This is a genomic window from Bacillus haimaensis (genome assembly GCF_048270625.1).
GTDB classification, from domain to species: domain Bacteria; phylum Bacillota; class Bacilli; order Bacillales; family Bacillaceae_I; genus Sutcliffiella_A; species Sutcliffiella_A haimaensis.
This window is the reverse complement of record NZ_CP158164.1, coordinates 2286578-2305933: the sequence shown is the minus strand read 5'-3', so window position 1 is coordinate 2305933 and position 19356 is coordinate 2286578. Positions and strand designations below refer to the sequence as shown.

The following is a 19356-nucleotide window of genomic DNA, read 5'->3' as shown; positions in this document are numbered from 1 at the left end:
TTGCTAATTCATTTCAATAGAATTTAAAAACCCTCTCATTATCTTAAGAGAGGGTTTTCGATTACCTTAAATGTTTCGTGACATCATTTTTTTCCTGCAAGCTCCTTAATGCCTGTTTTATTTCTAGCATATTTTCTATCTGAAGAGTCAGGGTATGCTTGATCAATGAATTTTTATCCTGTTGTCCATCTTTTAAATGGGTAATGGCACTATTCAGTAAGGTAGTGTCATTTTTCATGGAAACTTGATCTTTCTGTATTTGTAGTTGGATCGCTTTTAATTCTTTAAGTTCTGAAAGTATCTCGTTTAATACTTTATCCATTTTTTCGCTCCCTTTGGTTGTCCTATGCAACCTGTTCTTTTGCAAATACTTCTAAAAAGCTAACTAACCAAGTACATATAGTTTAAATTCACTTTTTTACAAGTCTTTAAACTACAAGTTCTATAATTACTACTTCAGGTATTGGAAGAAAAAGAAAAAAGCAAATGAATGGGAGCTCCTCCCAAGCATTTGCTTCTTTTAGTTAGTATTGTTATTTGGATACGTATCCTGTAGAAAACGTACAGATTGTTCTATCAGCCTTTTTAAAACTGCCACATCCACGTCAGCCAGTTTGTTGATGTACACACATGCTTTGCCGGTGGTATGCTTGCCGAAATTCTCTAGCAGCTCTTCACGTTTTGTGTCACCTGTGGCAAAATAGAGGCTGATTTTTGCTTTACGTGGCGAGAAACCCACAAGCGGTGCATCCCCTTCATGTCCGGTTGGATATTTATAGTGATAGGATCCAAAGCCGATGATGCTCGGGCCCCACATTTTTGCTTGATAGCCTGTTGTTTCAGTAAAGATATCCAACAGCTTATAGGCATCCTCCCGCTTCGTTGGGCTTTCCACATTTTCAATGAATTCTACAACACTTCTATCATTTTCCTTCGTTTTTAACTCGTACATAAAAGAACTCCTTTTTATTTACCGATTAAAAGCCAGTGCGCCGGCAAGGGTTGGTTTAATGGAAACATTATTAAAGGAAAGTCCAAGATTGACAGTCGTTTGCGCAATTTCCGGGCGAATCCCCGAAAGAGAACATTTTACACCTATGAGGGTCAGGGCTTTGATCAACTGGAAAATCTGATCTGCCACCATGGTATCAATAATCACTACTCCTGATAGATCAATGAAAAGATGGTTGATTCCGAGCTTCGAACATTGCTCCAGGGTATGCTCCAGCATAAATTTTGCTCTGCCTGTATCGATATCTCCCACTAAAGGAAGCAACGCTCGATTATTGTCCAAGGCAATGACAGGGGAGCTCAGTTCCTGGATCATCTCCTGCTGTGCTTTGAGTTTCTGTTCCGAGACTTTCTGATGCTCTTCCACAAACCTCAGGACCACTTTGTCGAAGGCTTTAATAATCATATTGTTCCATGTAATTTCATTATTTTTGTATAATTCATGCGTCGTGACGAACTCATGTATAAATTGAATATACTGTTCCCTAACTGTGAAGAACTCTCTTATTATAAAGTGGATAGGGGTATTCAGGTGCTGCTCGTCCTGTGCGATGGATAAAATCCAATTCTGGAAATCATGGAAGAACTTTGTTTCCTCTTCAACGAATATTTTGCAAAGGTGCAAGTGGAAATCATAGTTTTGCCTTTTTAATGTTTGAATGACTTCCGGATTTGTGGACGCATATACACCTGTTGAATTCTGTTTATCCAAACTTTCATACCACTGCTCTGTAAGGACTTTCGCTTTGTTTAACAAAAATGAGTGCAATTCTTCATTTCTATGCATACGTACATCTCCTCTTAGTAGCCTTTAGAATAATCAACCAAATTGATAGGGGGCAGTTTCCCTTCTAAATAGTGCACGAGATTAGGCAGGAAGATATCTTCTATGACCCTTTTTGTATAGTGCTCCGTTGAACCTGAAGTATGAGGTGTGATGATGACATTTTCCATTTCCCACAAAGGACTAGTTTCTTCAAGCGGTTCTTTCATAAATACATCCAGTCCTGCTCCGGCTATTTCTCCAGTCTGCAATGCTTCCACAAGCTCATCTTCCTTTACGATTTCGCCTCTGCCGATATTGATGATGAAGGAGGAATTCTTCATTAACCTAAATTCCTTTTCTCCAAAAATTTGGTTGGTAAGCGGGGTCAATGGTAGCGTGATTACTACATAATCGCACTCGGGGAGTACATGGTGAAGTTCTTCAGGAGTAAACATGCTATCCACGTTTTCTGCCTCTTTACCGGAATTCCTTACGCCGAGTACTCTCATTCCAAACGCCTTGGCAATCTTTGCTGTTTCTTTCCCGATTTCCCCGACGCCTATGATTCCTATTGTCTTCCCGTGCATCTCGAGGTTCATATGGGCATGGTGCCAATTCTTTTCCTGTTGATTTTTTACATACGTATGTATTTTTCTAGTAAGTCCAAGCATCAGACCAATAATGGTTTCCGAGATGGGATATGCATGTACACCATTCGCGCTTGTCAGTGCTATTTCTTTAGAAGCAAGCTTTTCAAGAGGCATCGTGTTCACCCCGGCACTCCAGGCTTGTACCCAACGGAGCTCAGAGCTCTCTCGAAGGGACAGCTCCTCAAGATCCTTCTTCCAACCCGCTATAACTTCCGCCTTATTGGCATAGGGTGCCCAGACATCCTTTTTCTTACCTACAATCAGTTCCCAATCAGGAGCCGTTGCTTTGATTTTTTGTGTATATTCATCGCCGATATCCTGCGTTATAACCATGATTCGCTTTTTCATGATGAATGTCCTCCATTACTAGTATTAACTATATCTTACCAAAATAGTGTAAAAGTTAGAAATAATAAGACTCTTTTTAGGGATATTTCATGAATAGTAGAAACATTGGTAGTAGGATAATTTTCACCAAGTGTGGAAGCTGGGAAAAGAGATGTAGTAAAAAAATGCAGATTTCGGATAGACTGTCCATTTATTGGACACATACCTCATAAAATTGCCCGTTCTATATTGGCATACTTATTGCATTAAAACCAGTAAGCAATTTAATAGGAGGTTATGAAATGAAGGTTGAAAATATTTGTGCACTTGTAACAGGTGGCGCATCAGGTCTTGGAGAAGCGACAGTAAGAAATATAGTAGCCAAAGGCGGAAAGGCACTTATTTTGGATCTTTCGGAAGAGCGTGGCAGAATGCTTGTGGACGAGCTTGGTAATTCGGTCCTCTACGTCAAAACGGACGTGACGAGTGAAAAGGATGTCAGAGCAGCACTAGAGCAAGGAATCGAAAAGCTTGGTTCAATAAATGCAGTCGTAAATTGCGCAGGTATTGGAGTTGCACAAAAGGTTCTCAGCCGGAAGGGAACACATCCTCTTGATCATTTTTCAAAAGTGATCTCCATCAACCTGATCGGCTCCTTCAATGTCATCCGGCTTGCAGCGGAAAGAATGGTGCTGAATGAACCGAATGCTGAGGGAGAACGGGGAGTAATCATCAATACAGCTTCCGTTGCAGCTTTTGATGGACAAATCGGACAGGCTGCCTATTCTGCTTCTAAGGGTGGCATTGTTGGGATGACTCTACCGATTGCAAGAGAGCTTGCCGCTTTCGGTATCAGGGTGATGACGATAGCACCTGGACTGTTCCATACACCGATGTTTGATTCTCTGCCGGCAGAAGCGAGGGACTCATTGGGGAAAATGGTGCCGTTCCCGCCTCGGCTTGGATATCCACAGGAATATGCCCAGCTCGTTCAAAGCATCATGGAAAATCCGATGCTGAATGGGGATACGATCCGTCTCGATGGTGCCATCCGTATGCAGCCAAAATAATTGCCGCAATGAGGGGTGGGAATCTGCTTTACTGGATTCCCGCTCTTTTTTGATTCAATTTTCTAACAATTCGCGCTGATTTCCTTTACAATGGAAGTATCCGATGGCAAAGGGGATTATTGTGATGATTCCATTAAAAGATATGATAACACCGGTCCGGTATAGAATAACGGCAGACACCTCCTTGAGACAAGCACTGGCAATAATGAGAGAGAACAAGTGGAGTCTATTGCCTGTCACCAATAAGGATCATAGGCTTGTAGGTGTTTTCACCAGATCGAGCTTATATAGAATGATTATGGAACAACTGGACTTGGAAACACCTATAAGGAACTACATAAAGGAAAACGTATCGACACTTTCCATCACTACCTCCTATTCCGAAGTGGAAAGTATCGTCCGGACGAGCGCAGTTGGTACTGGGGTGGTCGTCGATGACGCAGAGAGGGTAGTCGGACTTTTTACAAAAACTGATATGGTATTGAGCCTCTTGAAAGCGACAAGTACATTAAAAGATCAGCTTGATACGGTACTGACTAATTCAACAATCGGGGTAGTGATGACAGATGAGAATAAACAGATCATCTATGTAAACGAACGTGCTTGCATGATGACCGGGAGAAAAGCATCAGAGCTGCAATCTACTGGTCTATTATCTGTTTTTCCCGCAGCAGGACAAGCCTTGGAGAGTGGGGCTCCTTTTCATCCAATAAAAGTGGAAAGATTGAAAGCGGTACTTACCATCACAACCTATGAGAATGTCCGAAACAAAATAGGACATATTTTCCTTTTTCAGGATTTGTCTGAGATTGAAAACATTGCTACGGAACTTGAATCAGTAAAAAGCTTGAAGCTCTCCCTTCAGACAGCCATTAATCATGCGTACGACGGAATCATGATGACGGATGAAAAACAGTACATCCAAATGGTAAGTCCATCATTATTGGAGCTATTTCAAATAGAGCAGAAAGATATCCTGTTTAAAAAGGCTGATAAGGTATTCCCGCAATTTCAACTCTCAAAAGTCTATGAAAGCGAAGCAGCGGAAGTCAGCGATTTCAAAGAGATTAACGGAATAAAATACATTGTTCATCGCATCCCGATTCTCCAGGATGGCAAGGTGGTCGGTGCAATCGGGAAAATCATGTACCGGCAGTTGAATGAAGTAAGTGAGCTTTTCAAAAAGCTACAAAAAGCGGAAAACAAAGCCAACTATTATCATTCCGAATACCAGAAGGCGGAATCTGCCAGATTTACTTGGGACCATATTCTAAGCAAGGACGCCTATATGGAAAAGCTGAAGAAAAGTGCGACAAAAGCTGCAAAAGGCAGGTCTACCGTTCTGATCCGCGGGGAAAGCGGAACAGGAAAAGAATTGTTCGCACATGCAGTCCATAACAGCTCAGCCCGTAAAGAAGGGAAGTTTGTAGTGGTGAACTGCGCAGCAATACCGGAGGATCTGTTGGAATCGGAGTTTTTTGGCTATGAGGACGGGGCATTTACTGGTGCGAGGAATAAGGGGAAAATAGGGAAATTCGATCTTGCCAATGGAGGTACACTTTTCCTGGACGAAATAGGGGACATGTCTTTGAATCTTCAGGCAAAACTTCTTCGTGTACTACAGGAAAGGGAATTTTACCGGGTTGGAGGGACCAAGCGGATTCAAGTGGACGTCCGGATTATTGCCGCCACCAATAGGAACCTGGAAGAGATGGTGAAAGAGGGAACATTTCGTGAGGATCTATACTACCGTTTAAATGTGATTTCTTTTCATATTCCACCGCTCCGGGATAGAGTAGGCGATATTCATCTGTTAATCGGGAAAATGATGACAGAACTGAATGCCGCTTTAAATACGTCCATTACAGGGATGGATACTCATGCAAGAGCTGTCCTTGAAACCTATCATTGGCCTGGTAATGTCCGTGAACTTCGTAATGTCATGGAAAGGGCGATGACATTTGCGGAGCATGGCAAAATCCAACTTGAGGATCTTCCGGAATATATGGTGGTAAAGCGGCGTGAGAAACACGTAGCCTCCTATTGGCCGGAAGTGAAAATGGCTGAAAGCGCAGAAAGGAATGCCATCGAAAATGCGCTCGAAAAGACAAACGGAAACAAAGCGAAGGCTGCTCGTATATTGGGGATAAGCAGATCTGGGCTATATGAGAAAATAAAGAAGTATCAATTGGTAAGATGAAGGAACGAGCAGTCCGATAATCTTTAGAATCATGAAAGAAGTGTCCATTTTGCGGACACTTCTTTTAATTATAATTAATTAAGGCTTATTCACCAGTGTTTTGAATATTGGCACAATTATTGCATGGTGATTATTAACACCCATTAAAGGAGGATGAAAGATGAACATTGGAATGTATTTATCGCAAAATGCCAGAAAGGTACCTGAAAAACTTGCAATAAGCTGTGAGGACAGGTCCTATACGTACAATCAGTTTAATAGGGAAGTAAACAGGCTCGCAAATGGATTACTTGATACCGGACTGACCAAAGGTGACAAAATTGCTTTCATGATGAAGAATTCCGATCACTTTGTTTTCTCTTATTTTGCAGGAGCAAAAATAGGAGCAGTAATCGTACCCATGAATTTTCGCTTAACCTCTTCGGAATTAAGTTATATCCTGGAACAGTCTGAAGCGAAAACGGTTATTTGTGACTGTGAATTTGAAGAGGTTATCCAAAAGGCGATGGAAGGTTCCTCTGTCCAAAAGGTGGTGGTCGTGGGAACACCAAAAATTCCTGTGCACCGCTCCTACCATGAAATCCTCTCTGAAAATGAACAGGATCCGGAAATCGAAGTCATGGAAACAGATGATCTGGAAATTCTCTATACATCAGGAACGACAGGCCGTCCTAAAGGCGCATTATTCGACCATCGCCGAATATTCAATGTAGGCTTATCGATGATGATCAGTATGGGAATCAATCAACAAGAGCGTTTTCTACATATTGCACCGCTTTTCCATTCTGCTCAACTGAATCTTTTTCTAGTATCCGGAGTGGTCCTGGGAGCGACCCATTATATTCACAGGGATTTCCATCCGGTCCATACGCTTCAAGCGATACAGGAGCATAGGATAACCCATTTTTTTGGAGTCCCTGCCATGTTCAACTTCCTCCTGCAGGTTCCAAATGCGGGTGAGTATGATTTGTCATCCATTAAACGTTGTGGATATGGTGCTGCACCAATGGCACCGGAACTCGTAAAAAAGAGCATGAACCTCTTTAAGAATGATCAATTCTACAATCTCTGCGGCCTGACAGAAGCGGGACCAAATGGAATATTGCTGGATCCAAATGGCCATAAAAACCACCTCGGGAAAAACGGCAAGCCTTCTTTCCTGACAGAAGCGAGGGTGGTTGATGAATCCGGGAGAGAAATTGCGCCAGGTGCGGTCGGTGAATTTGTCCTTCGGGGTGAATCCATCATGAAAGAGTATTATAGAAAGCCAGAAGAAACGAAAGCAACGCTAAAAGATGGCTGGCTTTATACAGGAGATTTGGCCACGGTTGACGAAGAAGGTAATATCACCTTGGTGGACCGCAAAAAAGATATGATCATCTCTGGCGGCGAAAATGTTTATTCCATTGAAGTGGAAGAGGTTCTATATGAGCACCCTCAGGTTTTGGAGGCAGCAATTATCGGATTACCTGATGAAGTATGGGGGGAAGCGGTATGTGCTGTAGTCGTCACTCATAAGGACCAGGTGGTAAATGAAGAGGAACTGAAGCAGTTCTGCCGCCAGAAGCTCGCAGGCTACAAGGTACCGAGAAGGATTTTTATCGAAGAGGCACTTCCCCGAAATGCATCTGGGAAAATACTGAAATATCAGCTTCGTCAGCAACTAAATAAAGTGAAGGCTTAGAGGTGGTAAAATGAAATCGCTTTCAACAAAAGAGGAAAAGATGAAGCATCCATACTTGACGGAGGAGCATCATTCATTTCGCAAGTCTTTAAGAAAGTTTCTGGAAAAAGAAGCGCATCCCTACTATGACGAATGGGAAGAAAACAGAATCATTCCCAGGTCTTTTTGGGAGAAGATGGGTGAACAGGGGTATCTATGCCCCGATATCGAAGAGAAGTATGGAGGCAGTGAAACGGACTGGGGCTATTCAGTTGTGATTGACGAAGAGCTGGAACGAGTCGGTACAGGCTTGATCGGAATTGCGCTTCATAACGACATTGTTGTTCCGTATCTTACTTCTTTCGGAACGGATGAGCAAAAGAAGCGCTGGCTGCCCTCTTGCGTAACAGGTAAAACCATTACTGCAATCGCCATGACCGAGCCGGGAACGGGATCAGATCTGGCGAACATCAAGACGACAGCAAGGCTCGAAGGCGATCATTATGTCGTAAACGGAGCAAAGACCTTTATCACGAACGGTATCCATGCTGACCTCGTAATCGTTGCATGCAAAACGGATACAGAGATCCGGCCAAAGCATAAAGGTGTCAGTCTGCTTGTTATCGAGAGGGGACATCCCGGCTTCAGCAGGGGAAGGAAGCTGGATAAAGTCGGGTTGCATTGCCAGGATACTGCAGAATTATATTTCGAAGATTGCAAGGTCCCAAAAGAGAATCTCTTGGGTGAAGAAGGAAAAGGTTTTCTATATTTGATGGAAAAGCTGCAACAGGAGCGTCTTCTTGTTGCGATTGGTGCCCAGATTGCCTCTGAGGAGATGCTGCAGACCACGATTGATTATGTCAAAAGCAGGGAGGCATTCGGGAAGCCTGTCAGCCAGTTCCAGAACACCCAATTCAAGATTGCGGAAATGGCGACTGACGTCGAAATGGGCAGGGTATTTCTGGATAGATTAATCGGGGAGCATATGCTTGGGGAAAATGTCGTGACAAAAGTCTCCATGGCAAAATGGAAGCTGACGGAAATCGCCCGCAATATTGCCACACAATGCATGCAGCTTCATGGAGGGTATGGCTATATGGAAGAATACAAGATTGCAAGAAGATACCGTGATATTCCTGTAGCGAGCATCTATGCCGGCACGAATGACATTATGAAAACAATCATTGCAAAAAATCTTGGACTATAAAGAAGGGAAGTTATACAACATGAGAGAAGTGGTCATTGTCGAAGGGGTACGCTCCCCGGTAGGAAGAAGAAACGGACTATTAAAGGATATGAGACCGGACGATTTAGCCGGTGAAGTTTTGAAGGAACTGGTTAACAGAGCAGGTATAGATGCCGGAATGGTCGAGGATGTCATTCTGGGCTGTGTGACGCAATCCGGGGAACAGGCTGGGGATATAGCAAGGGTCGCTTCCCTTATTGCCGGTTTTCCGATTGAGGTGCCTGGCACCACCCTTGACCGACAATGCGGATCCAGCCAGCAGGCTGTCCATTTTGCTGCCCAGGCGATTTTGGCAGGGGACATGGATATTGTGATCGCGGGCGGCGTGGAAAATATGTCACGTGTGCCGATGGGATCCAACTATCAGAAGGCACCATTCAGTGACAAGCTGACTGAACGCTATGAAATGATCAACCAGGGATTGTCAGCAGAACGAATTGCCGAAAACTACGGATTTACTAGGGAAGAGTTGGACAGGTTTTCCTTTGAGAGTCATCAGAAGGCGTTAAAAGCGCAAAGGAAGGGCTATTTTGATAAAGAAATCATGCCTTTGGAGGTGACTCTGCCTGATGGGACGACCACTCTAATGAAGGAGGATTCCGGTCCGAGGGCTGAAACTTCAGTCGAAGCACTTGGTGGGCTAAAAACAGTCTTCAAAGAGGATGGTGTGATCCATGCCGGGAATGCAAGTCAAATCAGTGACGGTGCAGCAGCACTTCTCCTCATGACAAAAGAAAAGGCATTGGGGCTTGGTCTGAAGCCGCGATTCAAAGTCCATACGAGAGTAGTGGTCGGTTCGGACCCGACATTGATGCTGACAGGGCCAATTCCTGCCACAGAAAAGGTTCTGGAGAAGTCCGGGCTCTCGCTTGAAGATATCGACATTTTTGAAGTGAATGAGGCATTTGCTCCTGTACCAATGGCATGGCTGAAGGAAACAGGGGCAGATCCCGCTAAGCTGAATCCGAATGGAGGTGCGATTGCCCTAGGTCACCCTCTTGGAGCAAGCGGGGCCAGAATCATGGTCAGCATGATGCATGAACTTGAGCGGACAGGCGGTAGATATGGGCTGCAAACGATGTGTGAAGGTCATGGGATGGCGAACGCGACGATCATTGAACGGTTAACGTAAACTACAAGGTTCAGGAGGAGAAAGATGTCTATTACCATAGCAAAAATCTTTGATCTTGCCGTACAAAAGTTTCCGGATAAAGAAGCGTTATACGATGTAAGGAAGAATGTCCGTCTAACCTATAAAGAATGGGAATATGAAGTGAACAAACTGGCCAATGCGTTTTTACAGGCAGGTGTGAAAAAAGGGGATAGGGTATCCACTTTTCTTTTTAACACGGAAGAACTGGCTTCAACCATGCTCGCTTGTGCAAAAATCGACGCTGTCTTCAACCCGATCAATTTTCGGCTTGGAGCGGAAGAGGTTGCTTACATTCTAGAGGATGCACATCCGAAAATCGTGGTGATGGAGCAGGCGCTTGAGCATGTAGTTTCCCAGATTACCAATCGCTTTGGAGAGATCAGCTTCTGGAAAATTGACGGGGAACCGGCAAGCTATGCCGCAAGCTATCAGGAAAAGGTAGCTGCAGCTCCAGATCGAGTGGTGGAATCAGATGTCCAGGAAAATGACATCTATGCCATCATGTACACAAGCGGTACGACAGGGAGACCAAAGGGTGTCATCCACCTTCATCGTGAAATGGCGGAGCAGAGCTTGATTGTGATTTCGGCAACCAGACTAGAATCTTTTGATGTTGGTCTCGTGACAGCACCGATGTTTCATTGTGCCGAGCTGCATTGTGCGGTGATACCAAGAATACAAGTAGGGGCAAGCAATGTCATCCTTCATCATTTTGAACCCAAAAAAGTGCTGCAGCTGATCCAGGAGGAAAATGTGACGAAGTTCTTCGCTGCGCCGACCATGTGGAACATGCTCCTACAGGAAAACCTGAATGACTATAACTTGAAGAGCCTGAAGCTTGGGTTATACGGGGCAGCACCGATGGCGCCTGCACTTGTACGCGCCTGCCACGAGCAATTGGGCATTTCACTTGTACAAGCTTACGGAATGACGGAAATGGGCCCTGCCATCACCTTTTTATCAGAAAAGGATCAGCTGACAAAGGCAGGTTCAGCAGGTCAGGCGTGCTTGAACCATGAAATCCGTATAGTAAGACCGAATGAAAATGGTCCATCAGACCCTGATGATGTGGTACAGGCAGGGGAGGCAGGGGAGATCATTGTCAAAGGACCTTGTATGATGAAGGGCTACTTCAACAGGGAGGAAGCAACACAAAACGCCATGTATAAAGGGTGGTATCACTCTGGGGATATCGGTTATCTCGATAAGGAAGGTTATCTATGGGTGAAAGACCGCGTGGATGACATGATCATCAGCGGCGGGGAGAATATCTATCCCCGTGAGGTAGAGGATGTCCTATATGAACATAAGGGAATTCTCGACATTGCGGTGGTCGGTCTGCCTGATGACAGGTGGGGTGAAACCGTCACGGCGTTTGTGGTGAAGAAAGATCCTACACTGACTGAAGAGGAATTGGATCAATGGTGTCAGAGCAGCTCCAGGCTCGCCCGATATAAGCGTCCCAGAAAATATATGTTTGTCGATGCGCTTCCCCGAAATGCAAGCGGAAAAATCCAAAAGTTTGTTCTGAGAAAACAGATGGAGGAAGTCTTCACGGGAGAAAAAACTTCTACATGATAGAGGGGTTGCTTGAAGGAATCAGAGTTGTTGATTTTACCAACTACCTTCCAGGACCTTTTGCATCTCAGCGATTGTCGGAGCTCGGAGCGGAAATCATCAAGATCGAGTCCGTGCAGGGTGATCCGGCCCGTCACACCGGATTGAAAAGGGAAGGGACGGGCATTGTCTACCTGGCAAACAACCGGGGAAAAAGAGCATTTCGATAGATCTTAAAAAGGAAGTATCCCTGGATTCAATAATGGGATTGATTGATAGTTCTGACGTTGTGATGGAGAGCTATCGGCCTGGTGTGATGAAAAAATTAGGGCTCGACTATGAATCTATCAAAAAGAGAAACAAGAATATCGTTTATTGTTCCATTACTGGGTATGGAGCTGGTGGCGAATGGAGTCGTCTAGGCAGCCATGACCTGAACTATTTGGCTTTGAGCGGGGTATTGGCCCAGTTGAAGGATGAATCCGGTAAACCCATTCATCCCTCCATTACCATAGCCGACTATTTTGGCAGTTTTGCTGCATGCGAACGAATTCTTGCTGCACTTCTATCAAAGATAAGGACCGGCAATGGCAGCTACCATTGCATCTCCATTACAGATGTGATGGCATCCCTGATGGGAAATCATTTGGCTATCCATGAGGCGATAGGGGAGTCAAGAGGCATAACTCAACTTAATGGGGAAATCTTATGCTATGGAATCTATGAAACGAAGGATGGAAGATTTATCACACTCGGTGCGTTGGAGCCGAAGTTCTGGGTCAACTTTTGTGATGCTGTCGACAGGCAGGAGTGGAAAACAGCTCAATTCTCGGTCCAAAGAGATAGCAATCCTGTTTTTTTGGCTCTGAAAAAACTGTTCCAGAGCAAAACCTTTCAGGAGTGGATTGAGTTTGGTAGACAGGTTGATTGTTGTATAGCGCCAGTTTTGGAAGTTGGGGAACTGGAAGCCTTCCCTTATTTTCAGGAAAAGGGAATCGTGTACAGAAATGAAGAAGGGCATCTCGAAGTGAGTATGCATGATGGTTCCGTAAAGGATAAAGGCAAGCCGCCAAGTCTCGGAGAGCATAATAGTCTGCTTGATTCAGAGGTTCGGCAATGAAAACCGGTTCAGTAAAACTGCAATCTATAAAAAGTGAATGAGGAAGGGGTAATGCAAAATGATGAATGTACCTATGACTGTCAGTTCGCTACTAGAAAGAGCAGAAAAGTTTTTTCCGAATAAAGAGGTGGTTTCCCGCACTCTCTCAGGTATCGAGCGCTTTTCCTACAGGAAGATAGGGGAGCGGACAAGAAGACTCTCGAGTGCACTTGAGAAATTAGGTGTGCACAGAGGCGATAGAGTCGGGACGTTTGCATGGAACCATCATCGTCACCTTGAAACCTATTTCGGGATACCGGGTATGGGTGCTGTGCTGCATACAATAAATATTCGTTTGGCACCGGAGCATATCTCCTATATTGTGAACCATGCCGAGGATGTGGTACTCCTTGTGGATGAAGACCTCCTGCCGCTGGTGGAACGGGTCAAGGACCAACTTGACACGGTAAAAGCGTTCATCATTATGACAGATAAAGAAGAGCTCCCGGAAACAAGCCTGCATCCTGTGTTTTCCTATGAGGATCTATTGGAGGAAGGCGACCCGAACTATTCCTTTGTAAAAGATATCGATGAGAATGATCCTGCCGGTATGTGCTATACCTCAGCAACGACCGGAAATCCAAAAGGTGTCGTCTATTCCCATCGATCCCTTGTACTCCATAGCTTTGCACTTGGACTGGCTGACACTGCGGGTCTATCTGAATATGATACATGCATGCCGGTGGTGCCAATGTTCCACGCGAACGCATGGGGCCTACCATTTGCAGCCACCTGGTTCGGGACGACGCAGGTTCTGCCTGGTCCACAGTTTACACCACAGCTGCTTGCGGAACTTATTGAGCAGGAGAATATCACGCTCACTGCAGGGGTGCCGACCATCTGGCTGGGCCTTTTAAATGAATTGGAAAAAGGGACATACGATACCTCAAGTCTTCGAGCCATTCTATGTGGCGGGTCAGCCGCTCCAAGAGGAATGATCAAGGCCTTTGAAACAAAATATGGCATCCCGTTCCTTCATGCATATGGAATGACGGAGACGACCCCTCTGGCGACGGTCTCCCGTCTGAAGAGCCATCAGACCGATCTTGATGAAGAAAAGATGCTTGATATCCGATCCATGCAGGGGTTACTTGTTCCGGGATTGGACATGAAGGTAATCGGGCCGGACGGGGAAGTGAAATGGGATGGACAGGAAATGGGTGAGCTTTGTCTGCGGGGACCATGGATTGCAGACGAGTATTACAAGGATGAAAGATCCAAGGATGCCTTCAGGGATGGATGGCTCCATACCGGTGATGTCGTCACCATTGATCCGGAAGGCGTCGTGAAAATAGTCGATCGTACCAAGGATCTGATAAAAAGTGGGGGAGAATGGATCTCTTCCGTGGATCTTGAGAATGCAATAATGGCACACGATGCTGTCTTTGAAGCAAGCGTTGTGGCGGTTCCCCATGATGAATGGCAGGAAAGGCCAGTCGCATGTGTGGTTCTGAAGGAAGCGTATAAAGGCAAAGTGGAGAAGCAGGAAATCCTGGACTTCATCGCACCACAGTTCGCCAAATGGTGGCTTCCGGATGAAGTGATCTTTATGGAGGAGATTCCGAAAACCTCTGTAGGGAAATTCCTGAAGCGGGCGCTTCGGGATGTGGTGACAAAGGAAATGAGCGGAGCGGTGGAATAGGGTTTTTACTTGTAGCGGGCTTCCGATTTTGGGAGGCTCGCTTTTTTGTTGGTCACAGGGGGATGAAAGGGTAGGGTTTACGAGTGCACTGGTTTACGGGTGTAGGGGCCTCGGGAATTGTCGATTTTTGCGTTTTATCGATATCTGATCCATTTTTGTGGATATATGGAATTTTCCATTGATATATTTATATTTTCGTTGATATCGTGGTCGAATTCATTGATATATCAAAATTTTCGTGGATATCAGGATTCTCCCAAGGTTTTTCAGGATGGATTTTAAAGAGAATATGACCATTTTCTTGATGTACCTCAAAAATGAGATGAAATACCCCTATAAATACCGGGAATTCCAACAATTGTATCTTGTAAAGTGATAATATGATAGATGCAAACTATCAAATTATACCTAAGTGAATATGTACATAAGTGAATCAAAAAAAATGTCTTGGAAAGGACAGTACCTATATGAATAAAAGAGTTGTACTAGCTGGGGGAACAGGCTTTATTGGGAAATATCTGGAGAATGAATTTCTGCAAAAAGGCTATGAAGTGAAGATTATCTCCAGACAGCCACAGCATATATCCTGGAATGACAAAAAAGGAATTATAGATGCCTTAGAGGGAGCGGAGATGCTGATTAATCTTGCTGGAAAGTCCGTTGATTGCCGCTACAATGATCATAATAAAAAGGTGATCATGGATTCAAGAACGAAAACGACTGAAATACTTGGAAAAGCCATACTTGAAGCTATACAGCCCCCTGAATTATGGATCAATTCCAGCACGGCAACGATTTATAGACATGCAGAGGATAGGCCGATGACGGAGGAAAGCGGGGATATCGGAACAGGTTTCTCGGTGGATGTAGCGAAGGCCTGGGAAGAGAGCCTATTCCAGTTTCAGCTTCCAAAAACCAGAAAAATAGCGCTAAGGATTGCCATCGTGCTGGGGAAAGATGGCGGTGTTATGATACCGTTCAAGAACCTGGTAAAATTCGGGTTGGGCGGAGTACAAGGGCACGGAAGCCAGATGTTCAGCTGGATACATATCGAGGATGTCCATCAAATTATCCTTTTCCTCCAAAAGCGAAAAGATCTTAGCGGAGTATTTAACTGCGCAGCTCCAAATCCCATTTCAAACCGGGAGTTCATGGCTTCGCTACGGCAAAAAATGAATCGGAGAATCGGTCTGCCTTCCCCGGAATGGCTGCTTGAAATAGGGGCAGTTGTCATAAGGACTGAAACCGAATTGATCTTAAAGAGCAGATGGGTGATACCAAAGAGGCTGGAGCAGGCGGGCTATACCTTCCAGTATGAAAAGATCAATGAAGCATTGGAGGAAATTATCAAAAGCTAATATCGAGTGGTTATCCCTCTTTGTGGAAGATATGATAGAGCAGTATAAACGGAACAACTTCCATCATAGACCCTGATTCGTTTTAATTTATGGTTAAAGGGGAATGTTCCCTATAGACAGAAGGGAGCAGATTATGATGACATTATCAAAAAATGAAATTAGTACAATGAAGCAGAAGCTGATCACAATGAAAAAGAGTATAGAGGAAAAACAGGATAATAGCTTGCTGGACGAGTCCATGAGGGAATCGACCGGTGATATCACAACCGGTATCGGCAATCATCTTGCAGAAGGAAATGCCGAGCGTGTCGACCGGGAACAGGAACAAACCTTTGAACAGATTGATGAAAAGGTTCTTGGAGAAATTGATGATGCCTTAGATCGGATCGAAGAAGGTTCTTATGGTGTTTGCGTTGATACAGGAGAAGAGATTCCTTATGAACGTTTGGAAGCATTGCCGTATGCAAAAAGGACTGCAGAAGCGCAGGAGAAGTTCGATAAAGGATATTGATTTCCAATGAAAAACCACCCTTAATAAAAGTATAAGGGTGGTTTTTCTATTTTCTGGAAGTGTAATTAATAATTCCTTTCAATGACAAAATTGGCCATATCTCCACGAAAAATTGTCTTCGAATATTCTATGACACTATCATCTTCTAGATAGGCATACGTTTCCAGCGAAAAGCAGGGAGATCCAACTGGGATATTTAGCATCTCGTGCATTTCCTTGGATGCAGCCACGATCTCCAAGTACTCCACTGTTTTCTTAATATGAGCATCATATTCTTTCTGCAAAAGACTGTATAAGGAATTTTCACAAGCCTTCATGTTAAGTCCTGGTGTCTTTCTCCAAGGAAGATATGCAACTTCGTATTGCAGAGGCTCCTCATTTACTTCCCTGATCCTGACTAATTTGTTAACTGGATCTCCTTTTTCAAGTTCAAAGATTTCCCCGAGGAAAGAATCTGCTTGAATTACATCCAGGCATACAACTTTTATCGAGGGGTTTTTTCCCTGCATCGCTACTTGTTCAGAGAAGTTCTCCACTGTTGAAGTAAGCTTCTGTTTGACTTTTTTTCCAGCAACAAATGTTCCGCTCCCTTGTTGCTTATATACATAGCCTTCCAAAGCCAGTTGCTGAAGGGACGTCCTAACCGTTGTCCGGCTGACCCCGAATTTTTCACAAAATTCCGCTTCAGTAGGCAATTTGGTGTCTGGCATATATTCACCGGATTGGATAAGCTTCAGTATCATCTCTTTAACTTTAATATGTAAAGCATTCTCGTCTTTTGACATGACCATACAACCTCCTAAAGATAGATTAATGACAAAACATGTAAATTGTCAAATATTTTAAAAAATTATTTGTTATAACAAATAATATTTGTATTGATTTAGCATATAATTATTATTACAATTATAGTACAACAACTAAGAGACCTCTGTAAATGCAAGATAATATGGGAGAAGAGGGGGAAATGCCATAGAGATTAAAATTGTATCGCATAAGTGGGTAGAGCATGATATTTTAAAAGAAAGATTCATAAAAAACAATTTGTAACCGCTTACTTGGATGGGGGAGAATCTATGAATATTCTATTATGTTGTTCTGCTGGCATGTCTACGAGTCTATTAGTCAGCAAAATGGAAAAAAGCGCAATCTCCAAAGGGATAGAATGCAAGATTTGGGCTGTGGGAAGCACAGAAGTAAAGAATCATCTCAATCAAGCGGATGTTCTACTGTTGGGACCCCAGGTTCGATATCTGGTAAACCAATTGAAGAATGAGGTAAATGGAAGGATTCCTGTAGAAGCGATTAATCCCATGCACTACGGATTGTGCAATGGAGAAGAAGTTCTGAACCGTGCAATTGCATTAGCAAAGGGGGAATAGGGCTGTGAAAGATTTTCTTGAAAAATATATTATGCCAACAGCTGTGAAGTTCGGTAACAATCGTCACCTATTGGCCGTCAGGGACGCTTTGATAGGTATGATCGCCATTACCATGATCGGTTCCTTTGCCGTTCTATTGAATAATCTGGGATCCATTATCAAACCGTATGGAAAAATGATGGAGAGCATTTTCGGTCCAACATGGACGACTTTGGGTGGTGACATTTGGTGGGGAACCTTTGCATTTATGACGATTTTTGCGGTATTTGGCATATCTCATAAGCTTGCAAAATCTTATGGAGATGATGGATTTGAAGCAATGCTCATCTCAGCTGCTTGCTTTTTCCTCCTGATTCCGCAAGTGGCAAACGTACCTGAAACAGAAGGAGCTTGGGGATTTATTGGATGGGGATATTTCAATTCAACTGCCCTTTTTACTGGTATTATTGTCGCATTGGCGGCTACAGAGGTTTTCATTCGATTAACGAGAGTAAAAGCCTTTATCATCCGTTTGCCGGAAGGGGTTCCACCAGCAGTTGCAGGGGCATTTGCCAAACTAATACCAGGGATGCTTACGATTTTAAGTTTCGGAATATTCGGATTACTATTCAGGATGCTTTCGGATGGTAAGCCATTAAACGACTGGCTTAATACTGTTTTGGTAGCTCCATTGACTAGTGCTGCCGATTCCCTCTTCTTTGCAATACTGATTGTTCTTCTGGTACATGTATTCTGGGCAGTAGGTCTCCACGGTCCGAATATCCTGGGAGGCATCACTACACCACTTTTCACGTCACTTGGAACAAAGAATACGGACTTGTATGCAATGGGAGTGACGGATTTAGATAAGTACGCCATCCTCGCAGGCCCGTTCCTTGATGCGTTTGTCTACCTCGGTGGATCGGGAGCAACCTTGGGACTGATCATTGCCATGTTTTTGGCAGCGAGAAAAAGGCATAAGCAGCTGCTAGCCTTGGGGACACCACCTGGGGTATTTCAAATCAATGAACCTTTACTTTTCGGATTGCCGATTGTATTGAATCCGCTATGGTTGATTCCGTTCATTACAGCTCCAGTAATCATGACAATTGTTGCATATACGGCAATAAAAATCGGATGGGTCTACCCGGTTGTTACTGCAAGCATCCCGTGGGTGACTCCTGCCGGTATTGGTGGCTATTTGGCAACTGGTGGTCATATTTCGGGAGCGGTTCTGGCCCTTGTCAACCTGGCGATATCCATTGCCATATACCTGCCTTTTGTGTATATCAACGCTAGAATAGATGAGAAAAAGCTGCAAAATAAAATTGATGTTAATGTAGGGAGTCATATTGATGCATAAAGAAAAACTATACGATATATCCTTCCAATTGATACTTTACAGCGGTAATGCCAGAAGTATGGCGATGGAAGCCCTCCAGGAAGCGAAAAAGGGGAACGTCGACCGTTCCAGGAGTCTTTTGGAAGATGCGGATAAAGAGTTTCTGCAAGCGCATCGCTATCAAACGGAACTGATTCAAGCGGAGGCAGGTGGGGACCATTATGATGTTCCCATCCTGCTTGTCCATGCACAGGACCATTTGATGAACGCTTTGACGGTGAAGGATTTAGTAAGGGAGTTTATTGATCTATACGATAAGCTTCATGAGAGAGGATAGTTG

Annotated in this window: 17 protein-coding genes and 1 pseudogene; 13 read left to right on the top strand and 5 right to left on the bottom strand. The window is 44.1% G+C overall.

Annotated elements, in window-relative coordinates; genetic code table 11:
• Positions 1 to 61: 61 nt before the first annotated feature.
• The 4 genes from ABN702_RS11695 to ABN702_RS11680 all read right to left on the bottom strand — a co-directional run bounded on the left by ABN702_RS11695 (position 62) and on the right by ABN702_RS11680 (position 2775).
• Complete coding sequence (locus tag ABN702_RS11695) at positions 62 to 322, bottom strand: hypothetical protein (protein ID WP_417897035.1); 261 nt, start codon at positions 320 to 322, stop codon at positions 62 to 64.
• Positions 323 to 520: 198 nt separating this feature from the next.
• Positions 521 to 952: a DUF1801 domain-containing protein gene (locus ABN702_RS11690; protein ID WP_417897034.1), complete on the bottom strand. Its 432-nt coding sequence runs from the start codon at positions 950 to 952 to the stop codon at positions 521 to 523.
• Positions 953 to 970: 18 nt separating this feature from the next.
• Positions 971 to 1798 carry an STAS domain-containing protein gene (locus ABN702_RS11685; RefSeq protein WP_417897033.1) on the bottom strand — a complete coding sequence of 276 codons (828 nt, stop codon included), beginning with the start codon at positions 1796 to 1798 and terminating at the stop codon, positions 971 to 973.
• 14 nt (positions 1799 to 1812) lie between these two features.
• The gene (locus tag ABN702_RS11680) at positions 1813 to 2775 is read right to left on the bottom strand and encodes a D-2-hydroxyacid dehydrogenase (RefSeq protein WP_417897032.1); all 963 of its coding nucleotides are present in this window, start codon (positions 2773 to 2775) and stop codon (positions 1813 to 1815) included.
• Positions 2776 to 3056: 281 nt separating this feature from the next.
• Here ABN702_RS11680 and ABN702_RS11675 point away from each other — a divergent pair, with 281 nt between their 5' ends.
• The 10 genes and pseudogenes from ABN702_RS11675 (at position 3057) to ABN702_RS11630 (ending at position 16313) form a co-directional block, all read left to right on the top strand.
• The gene (locus tag ABN702_RS11675; protein WP_417897031.1) at positions 3057 to 3824 is read left to right on the top strand and encodes a 3-hydroxyacyl-CoA dehydrogenase; all 768 of its coding nucleotides are present in this window, start codon (positions 3057 to 3059) and stop codon (positions 3822 to 3824) included.
• 124 nt (positions 3825 to 3948) lie between these two features.
• Entirely contained in the window at positions 3949 to 6024 is a 2076-nt protein-coding gene (locus ABN702_RS11670; RefSeq protein ID WP_417897030.1) for a sigma 54-interacting transcriptional regulator, read from the top strand.
• A 160-nt stretch (positions 6025 to 6184) separates the two neighbouring features.
• The gene (locus ABN702_RS11665) at positions 6185 to 7708 is read left to right on the top strand and encodes a class I adenylate-forming enzyme family protein (protein ID WP_417897029.1); all 1524 of its coding nucleotides are present in this window, start codon (positions 6185 to 6187) and stop codon (positions 7706 to 7708) included.
• A 40-nt stretch (positions 7709 to 7748) separates the two neighbouring features.
• Positions 7749 to 8894 (top strand): acyl-CoA dehydrogenase family protein, encoded by a 1146-nt coding sequence (locus tag ABN702_RS11660; protein ID WP_417900884.1) that lies wholly within the window; start codon positions 7749 to 7751, stop codon positions 8892 to 8894.
• Positions 8895 to 8913: 19 nt separating this feature from the next.
• Complete coding sequence (locus ABN702_RS11655) at positions 8914 to 10065, top strand: thiolase family protein (RefSeq protein WP_417897028.1); 1152 nt, start codon at positions 8914 to 8916, stop codon at positions 10063 to 10065.
• A 24-nt stretch (positions 10066 to 10089) separates the two neighbouring features.
• Positions 10090 to 11664 (top strand): fatty acid--CoA ligase, encoded by a 1575-nt coding sequence (locus ABN702_RS11650; protein ID WP_417897027.1) that lies wholly within the window; start codon positions 10090 to 10092, stop codon positions 11662 to 11664.
• Positions 11661 to 12763 (top strand): annotated as a pseudogene (locus tag ABN702_RS11645) (CaiB/BaiF CoA transferase family protein). Before ABN702_RS11650 ends, ABN702_RS11645 begins: the two are co-directional and overlap by 4 nt.
• Before the next feature lie 58 nt (positions 12764 to 12821).
• On the top strand, positions 12822 to 14444 hold the full coding sequence (locus tag ABN702_RS11640) for a long-chain fatty acid--CoA ligase (RefSeq protein ID WP_417897026.1): 1623 nt from the start codon (positions 12822 to 12824) through the stop codon (positions 14442 to 14444).
• A gap of 467 nt (positions 14445 to 14911) precedes the next feature.
• Complete coding sequence (locus tag ABN702_RS11635) at positions 14912 to 15802, top strand: TIGR01777 family oxidoreductase (RefSeq protein ID WP_417897025.1); 891 nt, start codon at positions 14912 to 14914, stop codon at positions 15800 to 15802.
• Between the two features lie 133 nt (positions 15803 to 15935).
• On the top strand, positions 15936 to 16313 hold the full coding sequence (locus ABN702_RS11630) for a TraR/DksA family transcriptional regulator (protein WP_417897024.1): 378 nt from the start codon (positions 15936 to 15938) through the stop codon (positions 16311 to 16313).
• A gap of 65 nt (positions 16314 to 16378) precedes the next feature.
• Here ABN702_RS11630 and ABN702_RS11625 read toward each other — a convergent pair whose 3' ends face one another.
• Positions 16379 to 17098 (bottom strand): GntR family transcriptional regulator, encoded by a 720-nt coding sequence (locus ABN702_RS11625; RefSeq protein ID WP_417897023.1) that lies wholly within the window; start codon positions 17096 to 17098, stop codon positions 16379 to 16381.
• A gap of 291 nt (positions 17099 to 17389) precedes the next feature.
• Here ABN702_RS11625 and ABN702_RS11620 point away from each other — a divergent pair, with 291 nt between their 5' ends.
• From ABN702_RS11620 to ABN702_RS11610, 3 genes are read left to right on the top strand one after another with little or no spacing between them, the layout of a single operon-like run.
• Positions 17390 to 17695: a PTS sugar transporter subunit IIB gene (locus ABN702_RS11620; protein ID WP_417897022.1), complete on the top strand. Its 306-nt coding sequence runs from the start codon at positions 17390 to 17392 to the stop codon at positions 17693 to 17695.
• 4 nt (positions 17696 to 17699) lie between these two features.
• A complete protein-coding gene (locus ABN702_RS11615; protein ID WP_417897021.1) occupies positions 17700 to 19037 on the top strand; it encodes a PTS sugar transporter subunit IIC in 1338 nt (445 codons plus the stop codon).
• Complete coding sequence (locus tag ABN702_RS11610; protein WP_417897020.1) at positions 19030 to 19353, top strand: PTS lactose/cellobiose transporter subunit IIA; 324 nt, start codon at positions 19030 to 19032, stop codon at positions 19351 to 19353. The genes ABN702_RS11615 and ABN702_RS11610 overlap by 8 nt, the downstream gene beginning before the upstream one ends.
• Positions 19354 to 19356: the final 3 nt, after the last annotated feature.

Excerpts from the sequence above, each read along its gene's own strand:
- ABN702_RS11695 (WP_417897035.1), bottom strand. The coding sequence starts at position 322 with ATGGATAAAGTATTAAACGAGATACTTTCAGAACTTAAAGAATTAAAA.
- ABN702_RS11690 (WP_417897034.1), bottom strand. The coding sequence starts at position 952 with ATGTACGAGTTAAAAACGAAGGAAAATGATAGAAGTGTTGTAGAATTC.
- ABN702_RS11685 (WP_417897033.1), bottom strand. The coding sequence starts at position 1,798 with ATGCATAGAAATGAAGAATTGCACTCATTTTTGTTAAACAAAGCGAAA.
- ABN702_RS11680 (WP_417897032.1), bottom strand. The coding sequence starts at position 2,775 with ATGAAAAAGCGAATCATGGTTATAACGCAGGATATCGGCGATGAATAT.
- ABN702_RS11675 (WP_417897031.1), top strand. The coding sequence starts at position 3,057 with ATGAAGGTTGAAAATATTTGTGCACTTGTAACAGGTGGCGCATCAGGT.
- ABN702_RS11670 (WP_417897030.1), top strand. The coding sequence starts at position 3,949 with ATGATTCCATTAAAAGATATGATAACACCGGTCCGGTATAGAATAACG.
- ABN702_RS11665 (WP_417897029.1), top strand. The coding sequence starts at position 6,185 with ATGAACATTGGAATGTATTTATCGCAAAATGCCAGAAAGGTACCTGAA.
- ABN702_RS11660 (WP_417900884.1), top strand. The coding sequence starts at position 7,749 with ATGAAGCATCCATACTTGACGGAGGAGCATCATTCATTTCGCAAGTCT.
- ABN702_RS11655 (WP_417897028.1), top strand. The coding sequence starts at position 8,914 with ATGAGAGAAGTGGTCATTGTCGAAGGGGTACGCTCCCCGGTAGGAAGA.
- ABN702_RS11650 (WP_417897027.1), top strand. The coding sequence starts at position 10,090 with ATGTCTATTACCATAGCAAAAATCTTTGATCTTGCCGTACAAAAGTTT.
- ABN702_RS11640 (WP_417897026.1), top strand. The coding sequence starts at position 12,822 with ATGATGAATGTACCTATGACTGTCAGTTCGCTACTAGAAAGAGCAGAA.
- ABN702_RS11635 (WP_417897025.1), top strand. The coding sequence starts at position 14,912 with ATGAATAAAAGAGTTGTACTAGCTGGGGGAACAGGCTTTATTGGGAAA.
- ABN702_RS11630 (WP_417897024.1), top strand. The coding sequence starts at position 15,936 with ATGATGACATTATCAAAAAATGAAATTAGTACAATGAAGCAGAAGCTG.
- ABN702_RS11625 (WP_417897023.1), bottom strand. The coding sequence starts at position 17,098 with ATGTCAAAAGACGAGAATGCTTTACATATTAAAGTTAAAGAGATGATA.
- ABN702_RS11620 (WP_417897022.1), top strand. The coding sequence starts at position 17,390 with ATGAATATTCTATTATGTTGTTCTGCTGGCATGTCTACGAGTCTATTA.
- ABN702_RS11610 (WP_417897020.1), top strand. The coding sequence starts at position 19,030 with ATGCATAAAGAAAAACTATACGATATATCCTTCCAATTGATACTTTAC.